The sequence below is a fragment of the Caballeronia choica genome, from assembly GCF_001544535.1.
In the GTDB taxonomy this organism is placed as follows: Bacteria; Pseudomonadota; Gammaproteobacteria; order Burkholderiales; family Burkholderiaceae; genus Caballeronia; species Caballeronia choica.
This window is the reverse complement of record NZ_FCON02000020.1, coordinates 32,653-51,745: the sequence shown is the minus strand read 5'-3', so window position 1 is coordinate 51,745 and position 19,093 is coordinate 32,653. Positions and strand designations below refer to the sequence as shown.

The 19,093-nt window shown below is 60.8% G+C and carries 23 protein-coding genes; 21 read left to right on the top strand and 2 right to left on the bottom strand.

Going from position 1 to position 19,093, the window contains the following annotated elements:
• Nucleotides 1-36 precede the first annotated feature (36 nt).
• The 16 genes from AWB68_RS11940 to AWB68_RS11870 all read left to right on the top strand — a co-directional run bounded on the left by AWB68_RS11940 (nt 37) and on the right by AWB68_RS11870 (nt 12,731).
• The gene (locus AWB68_RS11940; RefSeq protein ID WP_087644560.1) at nt 37-546 is read left to right on the top strand and encodes a PRTRC system protein E; all 510 of its coding nucleotides are present in this window, start codon (nt 37-39) and stop codon (nt 544-546) included.
• Between the two features lie 9 nt (nt 547-555).
• On the top strand, nt 556-786 hold the full coding sequence (locus tag AWB68_RS11935) for a PRTRC system protein C (protein WP_087644559.1): 231 nt from the start codon (nt 556-558) through the stop codon (nt 784-786).
• Between the two features lie 99 nt (nt 787-885).
• A complete protein-coding gene (locus AWB68_RS11930; RefSeq protein ID WP_087644558.1) occupies nt 886-2,025 on the top strand; it encodes a PRTRC system protein F in 1,140 nt (379 codons plus the stop codon).
• A gap of 13 nt (nt 2,026-2,038) precedes the next feature.
• Entirely contained in the window at nt 2,039-2,761 is a 723-nt protein-coding gene (locus tag AWB68_RS11925; protein WP_087644557.1) for a PRTRC system protein B, read from the top strand.
• Between the two features lie 2 nt (nt 2,762-2,763).
• The gene (locus AWB68_RS11920) at nt 2,764-3,417 is read left to right on the top strand and encodes a PRTRC system protein A (RefSeq protein WP_087644556.1); all 654 of its coding nucleotides are present in this window, start codon (nt 2,764-2,766) and stop codon (nt 3,415-3,417) included.
• Nucleotides 3,414-4,256 carry a PRTRC system ThiF family protein gene (locus AWB68_RS11915; protein WP_087644555.1) on the top strand — a complete coding sequence of 281 codons (843 nt, stop codon included), beginning with the start codon at nt 3,414-3,416 and terminating at the stop codon, nt 4,254-4,256. The genes AWB68_RS11920 and AWB68_RS11915 overlap by 4 nt, the downstream gene beginning before the upstream one ends.
• Before the next feature lie 892 nt (nt 4,257-5,148).
• Nucleotides 5,149-5,283 (top strand): hypothetical protein, encoded by a 135-nt coding sequence (locus AWB68_RS50780; protein ID WP_268810923.1) that lies wholly within the window; start codon nt 5,149-5,151, stop codon nt 5,281-5,283.
• 101 nt (nt 5,284-5,384) lie between these two features.
• Nucleotides 5,385-5,846: an outer membrane lipoprotein gene (locus AWB68_RS11910; protein ID WP_087644554.1), complete on the top strand. Its 462-nt coding sequence runs from the start codon at nt 5,385-5,387 to the stop codon at nt 5,844-5,846.
• A 114-nt stretch (nt 5,847-5,960) separates the two neighbouring features.
• Nucleotides 5,961-6,356 (top strand): hypothetical protein, encoded by a 396-nt coding sequence (locus tag AWB68_RS11905; RefSeq protein WP_200828679.1) that lies wholly within the window; start codon nt 5,961-5,963, stop codon nt 6,354-6,356.
• A complete protein-coding gene (locus tag AWB68_RS11900) occupies nt 6,356-6,931 on the top strand; it encodes a hypothetical protein (RefSeq protein WP_087644552.1) in 576 nt (191 codons plus the stop codon). Before AWB68_RS11905 ends, AWB68_RS11900 begins: the two co-directional genes overlap by 1 nt.
• A gap of 127 nt (nt 6,932-7,058) precedes the next feature.
• Nucleotides 7,059-7,520, top strand: coding sequence for a hypothetical protein (locus AWB68_RS11895; protein ID WP_087644551.1), 462 nt, complete (start codon nt 7,059-7,061; stop codon nt 7,518-7,520).
• A 107-nt stretch (nt 7,521-7,627) separates the two neighbouring features.
• Nucleotides 7,628-8,521, top strand: coding sequence for a hypothetical protein (locus AWB68_RS11890; RefSeq protein ID WP_087644550.1), 894 nt, complete (start codon nt 7,628-7,630; stop codon nt 8,519-8,521).
• On the top strand, nt 8,457-9,143 hold the full coding sequence (locus AWB68_RS11885) for a hypothetical protein (protein WP_125482919.1): 687 nt from the start codon (nt 8,457-8,459) through the stop codon (nt 9,141-9,143). The genes AWB68_RS11890 and AWB68_RS11885 overlap by 65 nt, the downstream gene beginning before the upstream one ends.
• A 254-nt stretch (nt 9,144-9,397) precedes the next feature.
• Nucleotides 9,398-10,423: an ATP-binding protein gene (locus AWB68_RS11880; protein ID WP_087644548.1), complete on the top strand. Its 1,026-nt coding sequence runs from the start codon at nt 9,398-9,400 to the stop codon at nt 10,421-10,423.
• 112 nt (nt 10,424-10,535) lie between these two features.
• The gene (locus tag AWB68_RS11875) at nt 10,536-11,450 is read left to right on the top strand and encodes a hypothetical protein (RefSeq protein WP_087644547.1); all 915 of its coding nucleotides are present in this window, start codon (nt 10,536-10,538) and stop codon (nt 11,448-11,450) included.
• Between the two features lie 9 nt (nt 11,451-11,459).
• On the top strand, nt 11,460-12,731 hold the full coding sequence (locus AWB68_RS11870) for a vWA domain-containing protein (protein WP_087644546.1): 1,272 nt from the start codon (nt 11,460-11,462) through the stop codon (nt 12,729-12,731).
• Nucleotides 12,732-12,794: 63 nt separating this feature from the next.
• On the opposite strand, the gene AWB68_RS11865 is transcribed toward AWB68_RS11870, so the two are convergent.
• Both AWB68_RS11865 and AWB68_RS11860 read right to left on the bottom strand, forming a co-directional pair.
• A complete protein-coding gene (locus AWB68_RS11865; RefSeq protein WP_235028286.1) occupies nt 12,795-13,193 on the bottom strand; it encodes a hypothetical protein in 399 nt (132 codons plus the stop codon).
• Nucleotides 13,194-13,285: 92 nt separating this feature from the next.
• Complete coding sequence (locus AWB68_RS11860; protein WP_087644544.1) at nt 13,286-13,756, bottom strand: zinc-finger-containing protein; 471 nt, start codon at nt 13,754-13,756, stop codon at nt 13,286-13,288.
• A 341-nt stretch (nt 13,757-14,097) separates the two neighbouring features.
• On the opposite strand from AWB68_RS11860, the gene AWB68_RS11855 reads away from it, so the two are divergent.
• The 5 genes from AWB68_RS11855 to AWB68_RS11835 are packed head-to-tail and all read left to right on the top strand — an operon-like array spanning nt 14,098 to nt 19,074.
• Nucleotides 14,098-15,147, top strand: coding sequence for a TadA family conjugal transfer-associated ATPase (locus AWB68_RS11855; protein ID WP_087644543.1), 1,050 nt, complete (start codon nt 14,098-14,100; stop codon nt 15,145-15,147).
• A gap of 13 nt (nt 15,148-15,160) precedes the next feature.
• Nucleotides 15,161-15,514, top strand: coding sequence for a conjugal transfer protein TrbC (locus AWB68_RS11850; RefSeq protein ID WP_087644542.1), 354 nt, complete (start codon nt 15,161-15,163; stop codon nt 15,512-15,514).
• Between the two features lies 1 nt (nt 15,515).
• Entirely contained in the window at nt 15,516-15,824 is a 309-nt protein-coding gene (locus tag AWB68_RS11845) for a VirB3 family type IV secretion system protein (protein WP_087644541.1), read from the top strand.
• Nucleotides 15,818-18,280, top strand: coding sequence for a VirB4 family type IV secretion system protein (locus tag AWB68_RS11840; protein WP_087644540.1), 2,463 nt, complete (start codon nt 15,818-15,820; stop codon nt 18,278-18,280). Before AWB68_RS11845 ends, AWB68_RS11840 begins: the two co-directional genes overlap by 7 nt.
• Before the next feature lie 29 nt (nt 18,281-18,309).
• On the top strand, nt 18,310-19,074 hold the full coding sequence (locus AWB68_RS11835; protein ID WP_087644539.1) for a type VI secretion protein: 765 nt from the start codon (nt 18,310-18,312) through the stop codon (nt 19,072-19,074).
• Nucleotides 19,075-19,093: the final 19 nt, after the last annotated feature.

Genomic DNA, 19,093 nt, shown 5'->3' with positions numbered 1-19,093 from the left:
CGCCATAGGGCGGTCTTTTCATTTCTCGGAGTTCTTATGTTTGTTGCTATTGAACCGCTTCTGCGCACCTGCACGAAGCTCACGCTGTCATTGCAGATGAGGGGCGACGAGATGGTGGTTTTCGTCATGCCGCAAGGCACGGCGAAAGACTCTGCCATGCTTCAGCCGCTCGCTCTCACCGCCCCGGCGGCCGAACTCGACGCGGGCTTCGCTGATGCGCTCGCGGCTTACACCGGGGCGCATGCATCGCTCGCGGAGCAGGTTGCAGCCACGACTGCCATCCTCGAGGCCGCCAAGACGACGCAAGTCTCGAAAGCGACCAAGACGCTGGCGAAGGGCGGCAGCAAGCCGGTCTCGCCGGCGCCGGGTAGACCGAGCGCTGAGAGCGCGGGAGATGACGACGACAACGACGAGGACAGCAACGTCAACGACAGCAACGTCAACGCGCAGGAGCAGAAAACCGCTTTGGCTGGCTCGTTGGAAACCGCGTCGGCATCGTCGGAACCGGCCAGCACCGGGACCAACCTCGCATCGCTTTTCGATTAAGGAATTGCCATGTCCATTTCCGTCGCAACACTCACGCGCGAGTTTGTCTACAACGGCGTCACTCTCGCGGATCCGGGCCATACCTTCACGCCTGACGATGTCCGCGATCTCTACTCCGCGCAATACCCGGAGCTAACCACCGCTGCCATCGACGGCCCCGGTTACTCGGGCGAGGTTATGAGCTTTACCTTTGTGCGCGCGGCAGGCGCCAAAGGTTGTTCGACTCACTGTCATGCGTAAGCGTGACCTGCTCACGGCACTGTCAAATCCGACCGGTGCCCAATCCACTCGCGAGCCGCCCGAAAGGGCGGTTTTTTTTCATGACAAGGAGATCGCCGCATGTTCTTCGATCCTCGCCCGCCTGGTTCAGAAGTCGCTGACGCAGGAGAGCGTTGGCAACCGCAACGCATTGCCGCTGCCCGACATCGACCTGCCAATGGTTTTCTGACTCTTCCTGGGTTTGATGCCGACGTCCTGGTGAACGGCGTGATGCAGTGGGGCGCCAGCCCCGATCTGGCCGCGCTGGTGACAGCCCACTTCGAGGCGGGGCCGCTTCGTTCTCGCGATGTGCCCTCCTTTAAGTCCGCGGGCGAAGCACTTGCCCACGGCTTTTTCGGGTTCGTGAACCGCGAGCGGGCCAGGTGGACGCGTCTGGGTTTTGACTTCATCCTTTGTGATGTCGAAGCAATCCGGGCGCAGATCCAGTACCACTACGATGGGGAGGAATTCGTCCCCGCGTCTTCGCTGTATCTCGGTATTGAGGTCGGCGACGAGCAGCTATGGGAATTCGGTGAACGCGCTCACGAGTTGCGAAAGGCCCATCCGCGTCTTCTGCGCTCCGTGTTGACGCTCATCAACCGCGCTTCCGCTCGAACAGTGTGGATCCGAACGCCTGACGAGTTCCTCGGGATGTTCGCCCAGTGGTACTGGGACGGTGACCCGCACGCGAGCGACGAAGACGCGATGGAGATGCTTCGAGACCGCTTTGGTGACGACGCCGCCGAGATCGAGCACTACTTGCCTTCGACCGTTCGGCCGGAGCTTTGCCCCGACGACATGGATGTTGCCGAGTGGTCGGCTCTGCAAAGGCGGTACTTCCTTCGCTCGGCTCTTGGTATCAACGCGCTTGGGCGTATCCGCCGCTTTCAAAGCGGCTGGGTGCGCAGGCTCTGTCTCGAACTGGAACGGCTCACACTGTTGCTGCGTCGAGCCGGCAACCGAACCCTGTTCGACTATGGATTTCGGCTTGAATGCGTCTATCCGGCGTGTTCCCTGATTTCCGAGAACGGTGCTCACATCGGAGATCTGCTCGACAGCCACTACGAGTACTTCAACTCTAGCGGCGATGGCTCGACATACCTCGGCTTTATTCCCCTCGCACAAACCCCTGACGCCATCCGGAAGCAATACGCGAACTGGGCACTGGGTCTTTCCATCCTGAACTGTGTGGACCGCGTTATCGCGTTGGTCACTCGCTAATTGAGGTGCTTCTATGAACGGCTTGAACCTGGGTCCGGGCCACGGCGCGGAAGTCGCGGCCAATCTAGCCATTTTGCTATACGCCCAGCGGGGCGGTCAGACGGTGTATGGGACGGTTCATCCGATCTCAAACGACGATGACCGTCCAACGATCGGCGCGGGGCGACCGATTGACCGTGCGGCGTTGATCGGGTGCTTGAATGAGCTTGCGCAGAACGCGGCACCGAGGGCGGAGTTTCTGCCTGAGACCGTGTTGGCGGTGAGCCAGAGCGCGGTGATCTGGTGGTGCAGACCGGGTTTGCGACGCGTGTTTTTTGAGTGTCGAGAGTTGGGTAAGCGCACGGCAATCGTGCCGCACCCTGGATTGGTGTTCTATGCAGCGTCGCGCGGATTTAGCGTGTTCGCGCTGCAAGAAGACAGCCGCCCAACCCCTGAATCGACGCTGCACGAACCGCCTTACTTCAACACCTGGGATTTCGGAAAGATTTGCATCGGGTCAGCTCACGTCCCGAAGCGCATCGACATCGAATCCATTGCCGGCTGGGAATGCGGCTTCTTCGAATCGGCATTCACGCACCCCAACCACGGTGGCAAGCGTGTGAACCATCCGAAGAGTGAATTTGCTTTCTGGAAGGCCATGCTCGACGGCGAATACCCGGGCGAGTTTCCGAAGGACCTTCTCATCCCCATGAACGCAACCCTCGCAGACCTCATCCGCGGGAAACTTGGAGACTGATTGTGAACGCAGCAGATCTGGCTTTGCAGCGCTCGTTCCCCACCGTGATGGTTCCCCGGCGTGAGCCGGCGGAGCCGATGCAGGCATTCGGCGAGCGGTTGTTGATTGCTCAGAACGGCGTATTTCTTGAAATCAACCAGCCGTGGCTCTCGTTGGTGCGACGCATCGCGGCGTACTCGGTGGCCACCGCCATTCCCTACGGCGAAGTTGCCGAATCGACACGGCTGATGTGTGAGCGCGTACCTGAGGCGTTGGTGGGCGAGTTCGCGCGCACAGCGCGCGCGGCTTCTCCGAACGAAACGGGCGCCTGGATCGTCTGGAGTGCGGCGACGCAGCGGTTTCGCCTTGCTCCGGTGACCATCCTGTCGCATTCGGCGTCGGCACTTCGATATGAGCCGCCAATTCTGGGGCCCGATGAGGTGCGGGTGGTGGACTGCCACTCGCATGGGCTGCACCCGGCGTTCTTCTCGGGCACGGACGATACCGATGACCGGCACGAAATCAAATTCGCGCTGGTGATCGGCAACTGCACCTCGCACACCCCGAGCATGGCGCTTCGTCTTTGTGCAAAGGGAGTCTTTGAAACCGTGGAGCGGGTACCTGCAGCTTGGTACGCCGCTGTTCGGGCGACGCTCTCGACGACGGAGGCGCTATGAGCACAGTACTGCGTCATATGCTGCCTGCCAGCATGATCGAGCGGCCGTGGCGAGTTATCGTCGTGGGAGCCGGAGGGACGGGCAGCGCGGTCTTGCCCAATCTGGCTCGCCTGCATCACGCGATGCTGGAACTAGGCCACGCCGGCGGCATCGAGTGCACTGTCTACGACGACGACCGGGTCAGCCCGACAAACGTCGGCCGGCAGGGGTTTTATCCGAACGACATGGGTGAGTACAAAGCCTCACTCATCGTCAATCGATTGAACATGCTCATGGGCACGAACTGGCGGGCGGAAACCTCCCGGTTCACGAAAAGTGTGGCTTGCTACAACGTCGATCTGGTGATCGGTTGTGTCGATACGCGAGCGGCTCGTCGCGCGATTGTCGATGCGACCAAAGCCTGCGCCCTGTACTACCTCGACTGTGGCAACGGCAGCGACCGTGGCCAGGTCGTCATTGGTCAGTCGGAGCCGGCGCGCTTTCAGCAAACGAATAAAGCGAACCCGGAGCGCTTGCCCCATGTGGGCGAGTTGTTTCCTGAACTCATCAATCCGTCGCTCGACGCGAAAGACGAGACGCCTTCGTGCTCGATGGCCGACGCGCTGCGCAAGCAGTCGTTGGTCATCAATCAGGCGATCGCGGTTCAAGCGTTCAACCTGCTGTGGGCGATGTTCACGACGGGCGCCGTGCCGTTTTCGGGGGTCTTCGTGAACCTGAAGACGGGCCGCACGAACCCGATTCCACTGGACCCTGTCGCATGGGCGCGCTTCGGATATGACCTATCGAAGCCACCCGCAAAAGGGCCGCGCAAAGTTCGAAAGAGTAAAAGCGCGGACTAAACGATGCCGATTCCCTTCCAAGGAATCGGCACTGTAGCCTTCGGGGTGACAAGCTCGCGAAGCGACGAAAGATCGATGTGAGTGACATGGCGGAGAAGATCGAAAACGATGATCCGTTTTCGCAGCTGGGCGCGAAAGTCAAGCCGGCGGACGGCGCACCAAAGGAAGTGCCCCGCCCGGAATGTCCCGGCGCGGGGCGCAACATCAACTTTTACTGCTGGCAACTTCGGTGGGTACTGCGGCACTGCGGTACAGCTACAACCTTTCCTGCTTCAACTCCTGCTTGGTCCCAGCGTTACATCGCTACCGATTACGGCCCATCTACAGCAACTTCGATACGCTTATCCAACGAGAAGCGGCAGCAACGGTCTTCTTGGTGCTGCTAGGCTACTTCGAGCTTCCACTGCGTCCGGTACACGATATAGGTAAGTCGGCTTGCTCAGTGAGTCTCGGTTCGCTCCTTCAGGTGCGCTGATCAGCACCATGGAATCCAGTTTAGCGGCAGGGGCGCCGGAGCAATTTGCGGATATGCGTGGGGATTGGCTTGCTTTTCGGGCCGTAGATTTTCGGGCGCGAGCCTAGAGTTTGCATAGATGTAGCGGGGGAGAGGGTTTCGAAGGTCGCTTCTTGTCATGCGAAAAGTGAAAGCTGAGTGGAATCGATGATGTTTCGGATCTTGCGAGCTCGTGCGAGCGCCTAAACTATCTCCATTCCCCGCGCTTCGGCGCATCGACCTCCAAACGGCTCCTCTCCGAGTACGTTAATTTTCTGTCTCTGACCATTCTCATCACGGATGGCATTTTTTGGGCCGGCATTTGTTGCCGGCCTTTTTCTTTGTCTCGGTGGAATCTACCCGTCACGGAAAGCTCCCTTGCTCGCCCAGGAGTTGCCTATGTTCCGCGTGCTCAAATACGCTTTCAGCAGTCTTGCTTGGTACGCCAAACAGGACGCTGAAGCCTGGAAGATGCTGTCGTTTCTTGTCGGCGTGCTGTCCATCTCGGTCGCGATCGCGTCGGTCACGCACTGACCGCGCTAGTTTCCATTTCACGTTAGGTCATCTTTTCTTCCCTATGGGGCAAATCTGCCCATCGGGGATGGATTGCCTCGCTTCCACTAATCGAGGCAATCGTGTTCAAGCTTCTTTGGTCCGTCGTTCTCCTCTCAGCTCTGACTAGCTGTGCAACGCCTGATTTCGGTTCGCCGAATACGTATCAGCGCTATGACATTCAGCATATCGGGCAGTTCGAACAGGCAACCATCCTGCGAGTTCGTCCGATCACGATCGAGCGTACCTCGGACACCTCGGGCATTTCCTCGCTCGTCAGCGCGGCGGCGGGCGCGTTCCTCGGTTCTCAGGTGATAGGGAACGGGAGCGGCCGCTTTGTTGCCGGGGCTTTGTCCGGCGCGGCATCAGGTCTGATCGCGCAGCGCGTGAGCGCGACGTTGTCGCGCCACAGCGGTGTCGAGATCTACCTTCGCCGCGCCAATGGACAGACCGTGGTCGTCACGCAGGTCGACGACCAGCGGTTCGCACCTGGCCAACAGGTCTATCTCGTTTCGAATGGATCCGGCTACCGGATTACGGACTGATCTGTCGCGTCGTTTCGTAGCGACCTCTTCCACTTCGCGCGGTGCACATCGCGCAAAACCCTTGCGGGGCAGGCTCCCCGCAAGGGACCTGCCTCGCGTTTTCCGAGGCTCATCATGAAATTTCCCCGAGTGTTTTATGCGAACCGCAGTAGCGTCAATACCGGAGCAAAGGCGGCGCTGCAACGGCATGCGACCCGCGTGCTGCGTCGTGTTGCTCAAGATTTGCGGCTCGGCGCGCACGCGCACGAGATCGTTGCAAATCATGGGCGCCGCAATTCCACGGTTCGTGTCTCTCTGCGCACCGAGACGTTGTTCGTCGATGTGCTCGAAAAACGCCGTGGTGCGGGCGTTGCATTCAGTTTTCGCACGCGCCGCGGTTGCTCGGATCTCACAGGCGGTGGCGAAAACCACGTTTCGCTGGAGCAACTCGAATCCCAGGCCGGCTATCAGGCGATGCTGGATGGCCTGCGGCTCGCCGGCGGAATCGATCTGAAGATTGGAGGGCGCTGATGAAGCTGGCAAAGGTCAGCGTGGAATATACCTGCGGCTTGACGCTGGTGGACAAGATGTCGTTCGACGTCGCCAGACGCGCCGAGAGCATCCCGCCGCGGCTAGGTCGGTTGATCGGCGTGATGAAAGACAATGACTGCTCTCCGACGCTCACCATGGAGTACGAGGGCTATTTCGGCACCAGTAATCGTGGAGCCCGGTGGCAACTATTGCGTGACGTTGACGTCTCGGAATGGCCCGCTGGCGCGGCAGTTGTGAACTCCATAGCTTTTCCGACGAAAGAGCAGCGGCAGCAAAACGGTCGGTTGCTTCATACGTTTTCGGCCGCGTATGTTATTGGCGCCTTCGGCTACGTCAATGCTGTGACGCGGTGGGACGCCATGACCGTTTTCAACGCCGTCAGTCTTGTCGTGCTCGGAGTCATATTTTGGTACGTGGGTTTCTTGCATATGAAAGAGAGTAACGTGGCTGCGAAAATTGTCACCCTGGTCTTTGGCGCGTCCGTGGTTGCGTTTTTCATGTGGACAAACCATAACGGGCAAAAGCGCGATTGCGAACGCGAGTGGTGCAAATGATTCACGGTTCAGCCTGACAGGCTAGGCGTCAAAAGTAGAGCCGCATCTTTGAGGGTGCGGCTTTTTTTCGCTTTTTGTAATTCCATGACGCGCCTTCGGGCGCGTCTTTTCTATTCAGGAGCCGCAAATGCAACATCCACTCTCCAGCATCCCGTTCGGCAAGGCCGGCGTCACTCAACCCGCGGTTCTCGCGGCAGCCATGTCGCCTGAGCGCCAACGGCTCGATATCGATGGCAAGACTGTCGAGCAGGTCTGGTCCGAATTGTCCTCGGCGCCGGGCCGTAGCGAGTTGGAACCGGAATGGATCTGTCCAGCCAATCTCAATGACGACCCTGACGAGGCGACCAGCGGCGCGCGCTTCGCGAGACCCTGGCCACAACGCAGTGCCTGGAATCGGATAGCCGTGTCGGTCCACATCGGCATGTCCGAAGGCTGGATCATCCACGTTGACTGGATCTTTTGTCCCGAACAGGTCGACTCTCTCAGGCGGGCCTACGCCGTGATGCCGCTTTTGCGGGCAAAGGTGTTCTCGAGCCATCAGGCGTGGGACCTTGCGCGATTCATCGCGCACGCGCTCGACGTCGCATAACTGCGTAGCTAAATTTTCCTGCGCGCCGCTCGGCGCTTCACCCTTGGCGGGCGCTCGACCGACAGGGACCGATTGCCTGCTTTTTCCTTTTCCGGGCGCAATCGGCCATGTTTTATGTTTCCACCCTCAACTTTTCCGCGTCGTTTCGCACGCTGATCGAAGTTCTCGACCTGCTCCAGCACGACAACCGACTTTCGGCATTGGAAGCTTCAGAAGTTAGCCTGAGCCACGCGGGACACCCGCTGTGCGTCACCAAGTACAACGGTAGGTTGACTTTGCGCTGCTCGGGTCATGCACGCCACCTGTTCCTCGCGCTCCTCGACGAGATCGACGGCGCCTACTTCAGACCGGCAGGCGAGCGCCGCGAGGCGTGGCAAATCCGCCGCTCGCACTGGAAGCTTCTTCACTCGTTGTTCGACCTGGCTTCGCGGCCGCTCCACCTGTTTTCGTCCGATCAGCTTCGGCAGGCCGATGCCGACGCCGGTGGCCGTGGACTCGACTTCCGCGACTTGCTCGAAACCGAGTGCGAACGGCGATTCGGGTTCGGCTATGCCGGTCCAGCATACGAGGCGAGCGGCCAGCGTAGCGGGCGTCACGAGGTACACGTCGGCTACGCTCTGGCTGCCGCGCGCGACGTCCCGGCCGACGTTCTGGCCGAGTATAGCGAGCAGCCCTTCGGCTCGGATATGCAGTGGGCGAAGGTACTCCTTGACGTGCCGGAACTGCGTGGCGCCGTGCCGTTAGCGAAGTTGCGGCCGTTGTTGAGTCTGCTTCGGCATACCGGTACGGCGATTTCGTCCGACAATGCGGCGCTACTCGCAATGGTGATGGACCTCGCGCCCAACGAGCCGACACATGTCGAGGTCGACGATCTGTTGTATCGGCACGGCCTCATCGCCCCGCGCACTGCCCGAAACCTACTCGTCGCCGGTGGCATTGGGCAAACCCGTCTCGAAGTTTGCCGAAGTGCTTCGCCGGATCATGGCGGACGAGCGGCGTGAGACGGAGCTTGCGCAGGCCGAGTTCGAGCGCGCGAAGGGCAACATGAGCCTTCGCACGCTGGCGTATCACCGGCAGGTCGCGGTGCTCGATCACGGACGCCAGACCTACGAGTATCCCAACCGTGTGTCCGCTGCGATCGACAGCGCCGATATGGCCTTTCTGCTGGAGCTGCTTGACCGGCCCGACGACTGGAATCGCTGGTCAAAGAAGGCGGTGCGAGAGGTGTTCGGCGTCAAACTGATCGGTGCGAAGGCAGGGGCTCGCCGGCGCGCGATCTTTGCTCTGGCAGCGTTGGCCGAGCGCCAACAAGCCGAGTGGGAACGTGATGCAGCGGCAGCACGCGAACACGGGGTCTCGAAGGCCAACGCGACTCGGGCGCGCGAGCGTGCTCAGCGCACGCGTGTCCGGCTCTCCGGCGGCGCCGTCGTCGTCGTCGTCCAGGATGCACAATTTGTCGAGCAGTCGGTCGCCGCCGGGTTCACGCGGATCGGCAGTTCGACTCGGGGCGCCACGCGGCGCTACTCATTGTTCCATCCGATCCGGCGTCTGCGCCGCGCGCAGCAGGCCAAGGGCGGCACGCTAAATTGCGCGCGAGTGGTGGTCCAACGCTCAGCAGAATAAGTCGTTCGTTTCTCCCACGGGCGCTCGCGCGCCGGCTTCTTTTTGCCCGCGGCACCTTGGCCAGATCGTAAGGGGCTACGAAATCGCGACGATTCGGATGCTCGCGACAATCGCCGCTTCGTACACTGGCTCTATCACCCGCGTCACCGACGCATCGATCCGCCAATTCACCGGCACATCCATTCGCCCCACAGGGACCATCGTCCCTTCGGGCTTGGTCTTTCTGGGGTTTCTCTTTTTCCAAGGAACCCGTCATGAAAGTCACGCCTGCGCAACTCACCGAACTGCTTTCGCTGTACGTTCCGAAGCGCCTGCCGGTCCTGATCACTGGCCGTCCCGGCATCGGCAAGAGCGACATCGTCGAACAGACCGCGCGAGCGACTGACCACGAGTTGCTTATCAGCCATCCGGTGGTCGAGGATCCGACCGACTCCAAAGGGTTGCCGTTTCCCTCGGCCGACGGCACCACCGCCAAGTTCCTGCCCTTCGGGGATCTGGAACGCGCGATGACCGCCAGACGCCCGCTAATCTGGTTCCTGGATGACCTCGGACAGGCCTCGCCCGCCGTGCAAGCCGCGAAGATGCAACTGCTGCTCGCGCGGCGCGTCGGTGAGCATGTTCTGCCGCCGCAGGTCACGTTCCTCGCGGCGACCAATCGCCGAACGGACAACGCCGGCGTCTCGGGCATCCTCGATCCGGTGATCTCCCGTTTCGCCACGTTGGTCGAGCTCGAACCGACGATCGACGACTGGACGCAGTGGGCCGTGCGCGAGAGTCTCCCGCCCGCGCTCATTGCGTTCCTGCGCTTCCGTCCGGACCTGCTGTCTGTGCAGAAGGTCTCGCGCGATATCGAAAACACACCGAACCCGCGTAGCTGGGGATTCGTCGCGAGAACCATGGACGTAGTCCCCAAGCACCTCGAACACATCTCCTATGCGGGATCGGTGGGCGAGGGCGCGGCTACAGAACTGGTCGCGTTCCTGCAGATCTTCCGCGAGCTGCCGCAGCCCGACGCGATTCTGCTCGCGCCGGACACGGCCGTCATCCCGTCAACGCCTTCGGCGCTGTATGCGATCGCAACCGCGTTGGCAGCGCGCGCGAACGAGGCGAATTTCGATCGGGTGGTGCGTTACACCGAGCGCCTGATTGGCGAGGGGCATCGCGAGTTTGCGGCCCTGCTGGTGCGCGATGCGGTCCAACGCACGCCGCAGATCCAGAACTCGTACGCCTTCATCACCGCGCAAGGTGGCCCGATCGGGCAAATCATCCGCGGCGAGTAATCGCCGTCTTTCTTTCGCTTTCTCAAGCCGTACCTCTGGCCCCGTCGCGTCTTCCGACTCGCAGGGCCCTTTTTCTTGTTTCAACCATTCCATTTCTAAGCGGAGTTTTCTCATGGACATCACTTCCCTCCAATCGAAGGTCATGCTCTGCTCGGTCACGATTTCCACGTGGGTCGCCCGCCGATTCGACGGCAAGGTGACGCAGGAGGTCGAGAGCAAGCACCATGCGAAGGGCATCGGCAGATTCAACAAGCGCCTGCTGCCCGAGCACGCGCCGAGCTTCGCCGAAGTCGTGACGCTCGCCGGGCGCATCCGCTCGTACTTCTACGACCACACGCTGAAGTACGACCAGTTGGGCGTGCGGCTCTTGCCGACGATGGTCTACATGGAGTTCGCCGAAAAGATGCGCTCGTTGAAAGACGAGTTCGACCTGGCGGTCTCCGTGTTTCTGACCGACTACCTGACTCTCAAGGAAGCCGCGCGGGCCGAACTGAATGGGCTGTTCAACGAGGCGGACTATCCGACCCTCGCTGAGCTGTCTACGAAGTTTGGCATCAAGATGGCGGTGCTCCCGTTTCCGGACGCCAGCCAGTTCGGCGTCGAGTTGCCCGAAAACGTACTGACCTTGCTCAAAAGCGAACTGGACGAGCATGTCCTTGCTTCGATTGCGACTGCGAACGACGACCTGGTGGGCCGGCTCTATGAGGCGGTCTCGCAAATGGCCTCGCGCCTCTATGCGACGGGCAATGTCCGGCTGGACGTTGCCAACAACGTGCGCGAGCTGTGCGGGCTGTTGCCGAAGCTGAACTTCTTCAACGACCCGAAGCTCACGCATATTCTCGAACAGGCCAAGACGCATCTGACGGTTCACACGGGTGCGGACTTGAAGGAGTCGCGAGTACTTCGTTCTCAGGTGGCCAGCATGGCGCAGGAGATTGAGGGACTCATGGCCGCGTTCATGGGTATGCCGCCCGAACCGATGGAAATCGAATCGGAGCGCTCAAGTCAACTGCGCTTCGCCGCATAAGGGGGCATCATGGACCGCAATGCGATGGTGCTAGGAAGCATGTCAGGCAGTGGCGCGGTCCATCCGCGCATTGCCCGGCAGCGAACCGAGCTCGTTCTTTCGCAACCTTTCTTCGGGGCACTCGCGCTTCGATTGAAAGTCGCCGAAGACCGCACCGCCAAGACCTTCTGGGTGGACGGGGAAACGCTGGGCTACAACCCGGGGTACCTCAACACCCTGAGCGACCTGGAGGTGCGCGGCGTGGTTGCGCACGAAGTGCTGCATGTGGCCAACGGCCATTGCTGGCGCCAAGGCCCGCGCGATCCGGACCGATGGAACGATGCCTGCGACTATGCGATCAATCCGATCGTACTGTCGGCGGGCATGGTCTTGCCGAAAGGGGCATTGGTCGACGCGCGCTACACCGGCAAATCAGCGGAAGAGATCTACGGTTTGCTGACGCAGGAGGCGAAGAACAAACAGCCTCCCGCCCAGCAGCCGCATCCCGGCCAGCTCAAGCAGCAATCAGGCTCGCAAGGGCAGCCACAGCCGGGTTCGTCCGGTCAGCCGGGTTTGTCGCCAGGGCAGCAGCCTGGCGACAAACCCGCGTCTCAGAACGGTTCGTTCGGCGAAGTCCGCCCCTACAAGGGGCCGGATAAACCGGTGAAGGAAACCGAGTGGAAGGTCGCGGTGACTCAGGCCGCGAAAGCGGCCGCGATGCGCGGCAAGCTGCCCGGTGATTTGCTGGCAATGGCGGGGGAGGCAGCTCGGCCGGTCGTCGACTGGCGCGCGGTGCTCCATCGCTTCGCGCAGCAGTCGTCGCCGTCGGACTACAGCTTCGCGGCGCCGAACCGACGGTATCTGCATCTCGGGTTTTACTTGCCCGCGCTGCATACCCCGGCGATAGGAGATGCAGTCTTCGTTCGTGACTCGAGCGGCTCGGTGTTCGACGACACGCAGGCGCAGTTCGATGCGGAAATCCTGTCGGTATTTCACTCGTTGAAGCCGGCGCGGCTGGTCGTGATGGATTGCGATACGCGCGTGACGCAGGTGCAGATTTTCGAGCGAGGCGACTCGCCGGAGATCAAGCCGGTGCGTGGCGGGGGCGGCACGGCTTTCGCCGACCCATTCAACCGCGTCATTGCGGACGGATTGAATCCCGCCTTTCTGGTCTACTTGACCGATATGGAGGGACGCTTTCCGGCCGTTGTGCCGCACTTTCCGGTGCTGTGGGCGTCGACCACGCGGCTTACGCGCGCGCGGAAGGCGCCGTTCGGCGAAACGGTGGAAGTGATTTGCTAGACCCGGGCGTGCCCGGACATGTTTTCTGAAGGACGAAGCCCCGCAATGCGGGGCTTTTTGTCTTTATGCGCGCCGCTTTTGCAACGGCTGATAGGCTTCGCCGGCTTTGTACCGGTCAAGTCGGTCACTCGTGGTGGTCAACGCGGCAAGCGGCGCGGTCTGCAACTGACGGTCGTACAGCCAGACAATCGCGGCCAGCAACGCGAAAATGGCCTGTGAGGAAACGTCCCACCTGCCCGTATCACGGCCGCAGTCACACCCCCGCCATCGCGCGGTCTGCGGCGAGCACGTTTCATCGGGAAGCACGCCGCGCCTTGCGTCGGACAGATACCGAGCGAGCAGAACGACCTCAGAGACGGCCTGCGCGGGAGGGATTTCGTCCACGTCGGCGCCAATGGCCTCCAACGAGAGGTGAGCATGGAGGGCGAGTTCGTCGGCGACCGCACGCGGGATGGGCAGCAAGCGCTTTTTTTCGAGCCGCGCGCGCCCCGCCCGGGCTGAGCGCTTGGAAAGAGGTGGCCGAGTCATGGACGAATAGAATCGACCGGTTTGGATTAACGATCGTCCCAGGCCGATTCTGAAGGGCTGCTGCGTCCGCGCTGCCGCTCGAATTGCTCGACGATCGCGATTGCTCGCTCACACTGCTCAGCGTCGAGCGCGTGAATCGAGCCTTTCTCCGGCTCTAGCCCAATTTGCTTGGCGAGCCACCGGTAGCCCTTGGCGCGTGCTTCGAAGACATTGCAGCCGTCGCGTCGCATCTTCGCCTGTACGAGTGGTTCGAGCGCCGCGTGTAGTTTCGCTTTCAGATCTCGAAGCGTCGCATCCGCGAGTCGCCCGAGCGGGACGTGACGCGCGCTGCGCGGGAAGGTGCCGATCCACGCCTGACATGAAGCGCAAATCCATAGTGGTCCATGATCGTCGCGGTACGGGTAGGCTTCGTCGCCGACGCGTGCAAGCACCGCAGCCTTGCCGCAGTACTCGCAATGAGGTTGAGGAAGAGGTTTGACCGGGCGGCCGACGCGCATAGCCGATGACATGTTGGCTCGAAAAGCCCATTCTACAAAAACCCTACCGTCTCTCCCGCGCGGTGTGGGATCGAAAGCTATACGATTCTCGGGGTCTTTCCTCAAAAGTGGATGTAACACGTTACATCCACTCCGTCTCACGGCAATGCGGGTCCTCGACGAGATATCAATGGTGGTCTCGGTGACGGTCCCCGGCGGTCGTACTCGTCTCGACGGCCCCCAGCCCATCGCTAATCTTCGGGATCAGCGAAAGCCGCTTGATTTCACATCGCTTTTGCGGCCTGCCGCGCCAGGGTTCCCTCAACAATAGTCGCATTGTTAGATCGCCCGAAAAGCATCGCATGACCGACTCTGCCGACAATCACTTGCTAAAACTGCGCCCGCTCGAAGCTGAGGCGGTACGCATGTTCTTTCAGGCACTCTCGCCACTGAAAGAACAGCTTGACGCGCCCGAGCTTGCGGAAATCATGATCAACGATTACCGCAACGTCTGGGTTGAGCATCGCGGCGTGATGTCCCGCGTGAACGTTGATTTGCGTCCGCAACATCTCGAGGCCGCGATCCGTGCGCTCGCCTCGTCGGTGGACAAGTCCGCGCGCGCCGGCAGCGACAAGGGCATCATCAACGCCGGTCATCAGAATCTGCGGGTTGCCGCGGTGATGAGCCCCACGGCAATCGACGGCCACGCGCTCAGCATCCGCAAGCACCGCGAATCCAAGCTCACGATGGAGGACTACGTGAGCATGGGGGCGTTCTCCGCCGCCCACGCGCGTCCCGCAGCGGCAGAAGCCATTCACTTCGACGAAGGCATCGAGAACGAGGCGTTGATGCGCGCCCTGGTCGCGCTCGTGCAGTCGCGAAAAAACGTACTTGTCGCCGGCGGCACCTCGGCGGGCAAGACGACCTTCCTGAACGCACTGATCGGCACGATCCCGGCTGACCAGCGTGTGGTCACCATCGAAGACACGATGGAGTTGAAGCTCTACGTACCAAATCGCGTTCGACTGCTTTCGAACATCGATACCAACGTCACCACGCAACTTCTGGTGGCGCTCTGCCTGCGATTTCGCCCTGACCGAATCATCGTTGGCGAAGTGCGCGGCGGCGAAGCCTACGACCTCCTGCAAGCGCTCAACACCGGCCACGACGGCGGCCTCGCGTCCCTTCACGCCAATAACGCTCGCACGGCACTCAGCCGTTTGGAGAGCCTCGCGATGTTGGGCATCCCGCCGGGATCCCGATGGGAACTTGAAGACATGCGCAAGAACATCGCGGATTGCTTCAACTATGTGGTGCATTTCAAACGCACCGGCGAGATGCGCCACGTCTCCGAGATCCTCGAAATCCGGGGCTTTCACAACAACGACTATGACCTACAACGCGTTTTTTGACGGGAGTATCAACATGAAGGGAAAGAAGGTGATGAGCACGGCTGCTGCGGTGGCGAAGAAGCTACGGCCCGGCAGACCGATGCTCGCTGGAGCGCTGCTGAGCGTCGTATCGATCACGGCGATGGCGGCAGGCGACTACTCGTCGCTTACGGGCCTGACCGACATTATCTGCACGATCAGCAACCTGATCAGCGGCCCCTATCTGTACGGCATCGGGATCGTGCTCATCACGCTCGGCGGTGTCGCAGTGGCCAATTCGGAAAGCAATATCGCGAAGACGTTCTCGGTGGTGCTGGTCGGCCTCGGCATCGCTTCGGTGGCTGTGCCGATCATGCGCGATCACTTCCACATGACCAACGCCTGCTGATATGCGCCAGCACAAGGTCAGTCGCGGGCTTTCCTTGCCACGCCAGATGGGCGGCGCCGATCGCATGCTTGCGATTCTGAACGGCACGCTCACCGCGTTGCTCTCGTACACCAGTTGGAGTCCGTCGTTTCTGGTGGTGGGCGTAATCGTGCATCTTTTCCTGCGCTGGAAAAGCTCGAAAGACCCGTGGTGGCGACTGGTCATGTTGGTCTACAACCGCTATCCGGACGTGTATGAGCCGGGATCCAATGGAAAGAGCGGCGCGCGGTTCAAGCGCCCGTACGGATTCGATCAGGACCTCCCATGCTGAAAATGACCTTCACCAAGCGCCCGGTGCAAGAAATCGCGCCGTGGATGACGATGGTCACGCCCGAACTGGTGCTCGATAAGGACGGGTCGCTCCTGACGGTCTTCGAGTTCGAAGGAATTGACGCCGACACACCCAATCCGGGCGACATCAGCGCCGCGCGCGACAACCTCGATCACGCATGCCGGAACTTCGATCACCGCGTCACGGCGTGGTGGCGGGTCTCACACCGACGGGTGAAGGGCACCATCGATGGCGATTTTTCGTCAACCGCAGACGCGCGTGTAGACGCCATCAATCGGTCCAACATTGGCAGCGGCAAGTATTTCCGCAACTCGCACTCGCTCTCGCTTGCATTCACACCTGAGACCGGACTTTCCCGCATCTTCGACAAGGTCGGCTACCACATGACCGTCGGCGGCAAGAATCTGGCCGTCGCGCTGTTCGAAGCCGCGAAGGACCTGCTTCTGGCGCGAAGTGCGTTCGTTTTCGACCTCACCAAGCTCCAGAACGAAATCAAGCGCTTTGAGGCCGTGATCGATGGTTTTACCGGCGGCGTCACGCGCTTGAAGATGAGACGTCTGCAATTGCAGAACGCACTGTCGCTCCTCCATCAGCGAGCGAATCCGAGCACGCCAAAGCGCCGCGTGCGCTATCCGGTGACGATGCTCGATACGCACCTGACCGAGACGTTCGTGACGATCGGGGCGAAGGAACTCATGTTCGAGTCCGCGCACGGCAAGGTCTACGCGCGCATCATTGGCGTCAAGGAATGGATGGGCTTTCAGGAGGCATCGCTCGACGTGCTCTCGCAAGTTGATGCGGAGCTAGACGTGTGCGTGATGTACCGGTTTCTCGACTCTTCACGTGCGAGTGCCTACATCAAAAAGATCCGGGGCTTCTACAAGGCCGCCGCGTTCAATCCTGTCGCGATCCTCAAGCAGTGGGCGACAAAAGAAGAACAGAAAAACGACGAAGGCCGCGAGCTATTGGCAAAGGAGGCGAGCGACGCACTCGCGAGACTGGACGCCGAAGGCCAGCAGTACGGGTTCGCCAACATCTCGATCGTCGTCTACGGCAGCACGCCGGAAGAGTGCGAGGACGCAACGCGTCAGGTCGTGGGCGTCATTGGTAACGCGGGCTTCGGGGTGATTCAGGAGACCGACAATCTATTCGCGGCATGGGCCTCCACACTGCCTGGGCGTTGGGATCAACAGAAACGCCTGCAATTTGTCGAGACTCCCGCCGTGTCGGACATCGCCCCGCTTTGCAGTGTCGGCGAGGGAGCGACTGTCAACGAATGGCTCACGCAGCAATCAGGCAGCAAGACAGGGCCGCTCACGGTGCTGCCCACGCGCCATCGGACCCTGCAGAACGTCGACCTGCATCACCCTGGTGGCAAGGCTCACACGCTCGTCGTCGGCCCAATCGGGGCCGGGAAGTCCGTGATGCTCAATTTCCTGTTGTCGCAGACAGGCCGTCACGGTGCACGGCGCATCCGGTTCGACAAGGACCGTTCGACCCGCATCCCGACCCTGCTCGGCGGCGGACGCTTCATCGATGCGACGGGCCGGTTCGAGGCGGCGACGTCTGTGAATCCGCTCTCCCTGATCGGCGGGGAGAAGCATTGGGCCTACGTGGCGGAATGGGTCAAGCTCGTGATCGAGGGCGAAGACTACACCTGCACCCCGACGCAAGAGACCGAAATTTACAACAGCATTGTGGCCTTGGCCGGCGCCTACGAGCGCGAGGACTGGTGCCTGTCAGGTCTGTACACGCTGCTGCCCGCCGATTTGCGCGAACGCCTGCAGGTGTGGACCAGCGGTCAGAAGAACGGTCGATTCTTCGACCACGTCGAGGACGGCTTCTCGCTCTCGGATGATCTGTCGATCGAGATGGGCGACTTGTTCCAGAACTATCCGGTCGCCGCCGCGCTCTTCATGGACTACGCGTTCTACCGGATCGCGCAAATTCTCGACGGCAAGCGCTACACCGTGATCGAAATTGAAGAAGCGGGATTCTTTTTCACCTACCCCAAGTTTTACGCGCGCCTCGAAATCTGGGCGGTGACGATTCGCAAGCTCAACGCTGGCCTTCTCATGGCGACGCAGTCGCTCGGTCAATTGCGACGTGTGCCGAACTTCGAGATTCTGAAAGAGAACATCCCGAACCTGATTTACCTGCCGAACAGCGACGCCATCAACAATCTGGAGCTCTATCAGGAGATTTTCGGGCTCACGCTGCACCAGATCAAGATGATCACCGACGCAGTGCCGAACCGTGACTACCTGTGGGTGACGTCGACTCAGACCCGCATGCTGCAGGCTGCTTTCTCGAAGGAGGCGCTCGCCTACCTCCGCTCGGATGGGCGTGCGCAAGCGCTGCTCGACAAGCATATGAAGTCAGGCGTCGACAACTGGCAAGACGCGTATGTGCGAGACGTGCTCGCAAACGCATAACTTCTAAGATTTCGCGGGGCCTTCCCATCATGATGAAAAAGCTGATCAGGTGCTTTGCCACGACCGTACTGACTTTCGGATTCGTGCAACAGGCGGGGGCGTGGACGACCGTGTTCGATCCGACGAACTTCGTCAAAAACACAATCACCGCGGCAGCGGCGGTGAAGGGGGAGGTCTATCAAGACACCAACCTGATCTACCAGTACCAGATGATGCTCAATCAACTGAAGCAGGCGACCAACCTGAATCCGGCCGCCATGCTGGCGCAGATTACGACGATCAACGGCGACATCGGGAGTCTGTCGAAGTACACCGACGGCCTGAAGTCCCTCTATGGCGGTCTGCAAAGCAACGCCGAGTATGCGACGAAGGTCCAGGCTCTGATTACGCAGTCCGGGAAGACGGCCTCTCAGTGGTTCGCGGACCAGAATACGCTCATCGAGAACAACGACAAGATGGCCAGGCAACTGTTTCAACAGGGTAATGACGTCATCTCCCACGTAGGGGTGCTCGCCAAACGCCGCCAGGAGATTCAGGACCAGTTGAACATGTCGCCGACGATGGAGGCAACCGCGCAACTGACGACCCACATGCTCGATATCGTCGCGAGCCAGAACGGTGATCTTCTGCAAATGATGGCCGCCAAGCAGCAGAGCGATGCTGTCGAACAGTCCGCGAAGGCGGCCGACGACAAGGCGAGTACCACCGCGCGCGCCGCGCTCAAGGCGCAGCTCGACAGCGAGCGCGAGACGTACAAAGCGAAAATCAGCTCGTCGACCGTTCTGGGGCAATAAGTGTCGAACCTTTGCTTTT

Bases quoted from the DNA above. Each gene is read 5' to 3' on its own strand.
- AWB68_RS11870 (WP_087644546.1), top strand. From the start codon at position 11,460: ATGGACCGCAATGCGATGGTGCTAGGAAGCATGTCAGGCAGTGGCGCG.
- AWB68_RS11895 (WP_087644551.1), top strand. From the start codon at position 7,059: ATGCAACATCCACTCTCCAGCATCCCGTTCGGCAAGGCCGGCGTCACT.
- AWB68_RS11925 (WP_087644557.1), top strand. From the start codon at position 2,039: ATGAACGGCTTGAACCTGGGTCCGGGCCACGGCGCGGAAGTCGCGGCC.
- AWB68_RS11840 (WP_087644540.1), top strand. From the start codon at position 15,818: ATGCTGAAAATGACCTTCACCAAGCGCCCGGTGCAAGAAATCGCGCCG.
- AWB68_RS11860 (WP_087644544.1), bottom strand. From the start codon at position 13,756: ATGCGCGTCGGCCGCCCGGTCAAACCTCTTCCTCAACCTCATTGCGAG.
- AWB68_RS11835 (WP_087644539.1), top strand. From the start codon at position 18,310: ATGATGAAAAAGCTGATCAGGTGCTTTGCCACGACCGTACTGACTTTC.
- AWB68_RS11850 (WP_087644542.1), top strand. From the start codon at position 15,161: ATGAAGGGAAAGAAGGTGATGAGCACGGCTGCTGCGGTGGCGAAGAAG.
- AWB68_RS11930 (WP_087644558.1), top strand. From the start codon at position 886: ATGTTCTTCGATCCTCGCCCGCCTGGTTCAGAAGTCGCTGACGCAGGA.
- AWB68_RS11875 (WP_087644547.1), top strand. From the start codon at position 10,536: ATGGACATCACTTCCCTCCAATCGAAGGTCATGCTCTGCTCGGTCACG.
- AWB68_RS11940 (WP_087644560.1), top strand. From the start codon at position 37: ATGTTTGTTGCTATTGAACCGCTTCTGCGCACCTGCACGAAGCTCACG.
- AWB68_RS11900 (WP_087644552.1), top strand. From the start codon at position 6,356: ATGAAGCTGGCAAAGGTCAGCGTGGAATATACCTGCGGCTTGACGCTG.
- AWB68_RS11845 (WP_087644541.1), top strand. From the start codon at position 15,516: ATGCGCCAGCACAAGGTCAGTCGCGGGCTTTCCTTGCCACGCCAGATG.
- AWB68_RS11890 (WP_087644550.1), top strand. From the start codon at position 7,628: ATGTTTTATGTTTCCACCCTCAACTTTTCCGCGTCGTTTCGCACGCTG.
- AWB68_RS11880 (WP_087644548.1), top strand. From the start codon at position 9,398: ATGAAAGTCACGCCTGCGCAACTCACCGAACTGCTTTCGCTGTACGTT.
- AWB68_RS50780 (WP_268810923.1), top strand. From the start codon at position 5,149: ATGTTCCGCGTGCTCAAATACGCTTTCAGCAGTCTTGCTTGGTACGCC.
- AWB68_RS11915 (WP_087644555.1), top strand. From the start codon at position 3,414: ATGAGCACAGTACTGCGTCATATGCTGCCTGCCAGCATGATCGAGCGG.
- AWB68_RS11855 (WP_087644543.1), top strand. From the start codon at position 14,098: ATGACCGACTCTGCCGACAATCACTTGCTAAAACTGCGCCCGCTCGAA.
- AWB68_RS11905 (WP_200828679.1), top strand. From the start codon at position 5,961: ATGAAATTTCCCCGAGTGTTTTATGCGAACCGCAGTAGCGTCAATACC.
- AWB68_RS11935 (WP_087644559.1), top strand. From the start codon at position 556: ATGTCCATTTCCGTCGCAACACTCACGCGCGAGTTTGTCTACAACGGC.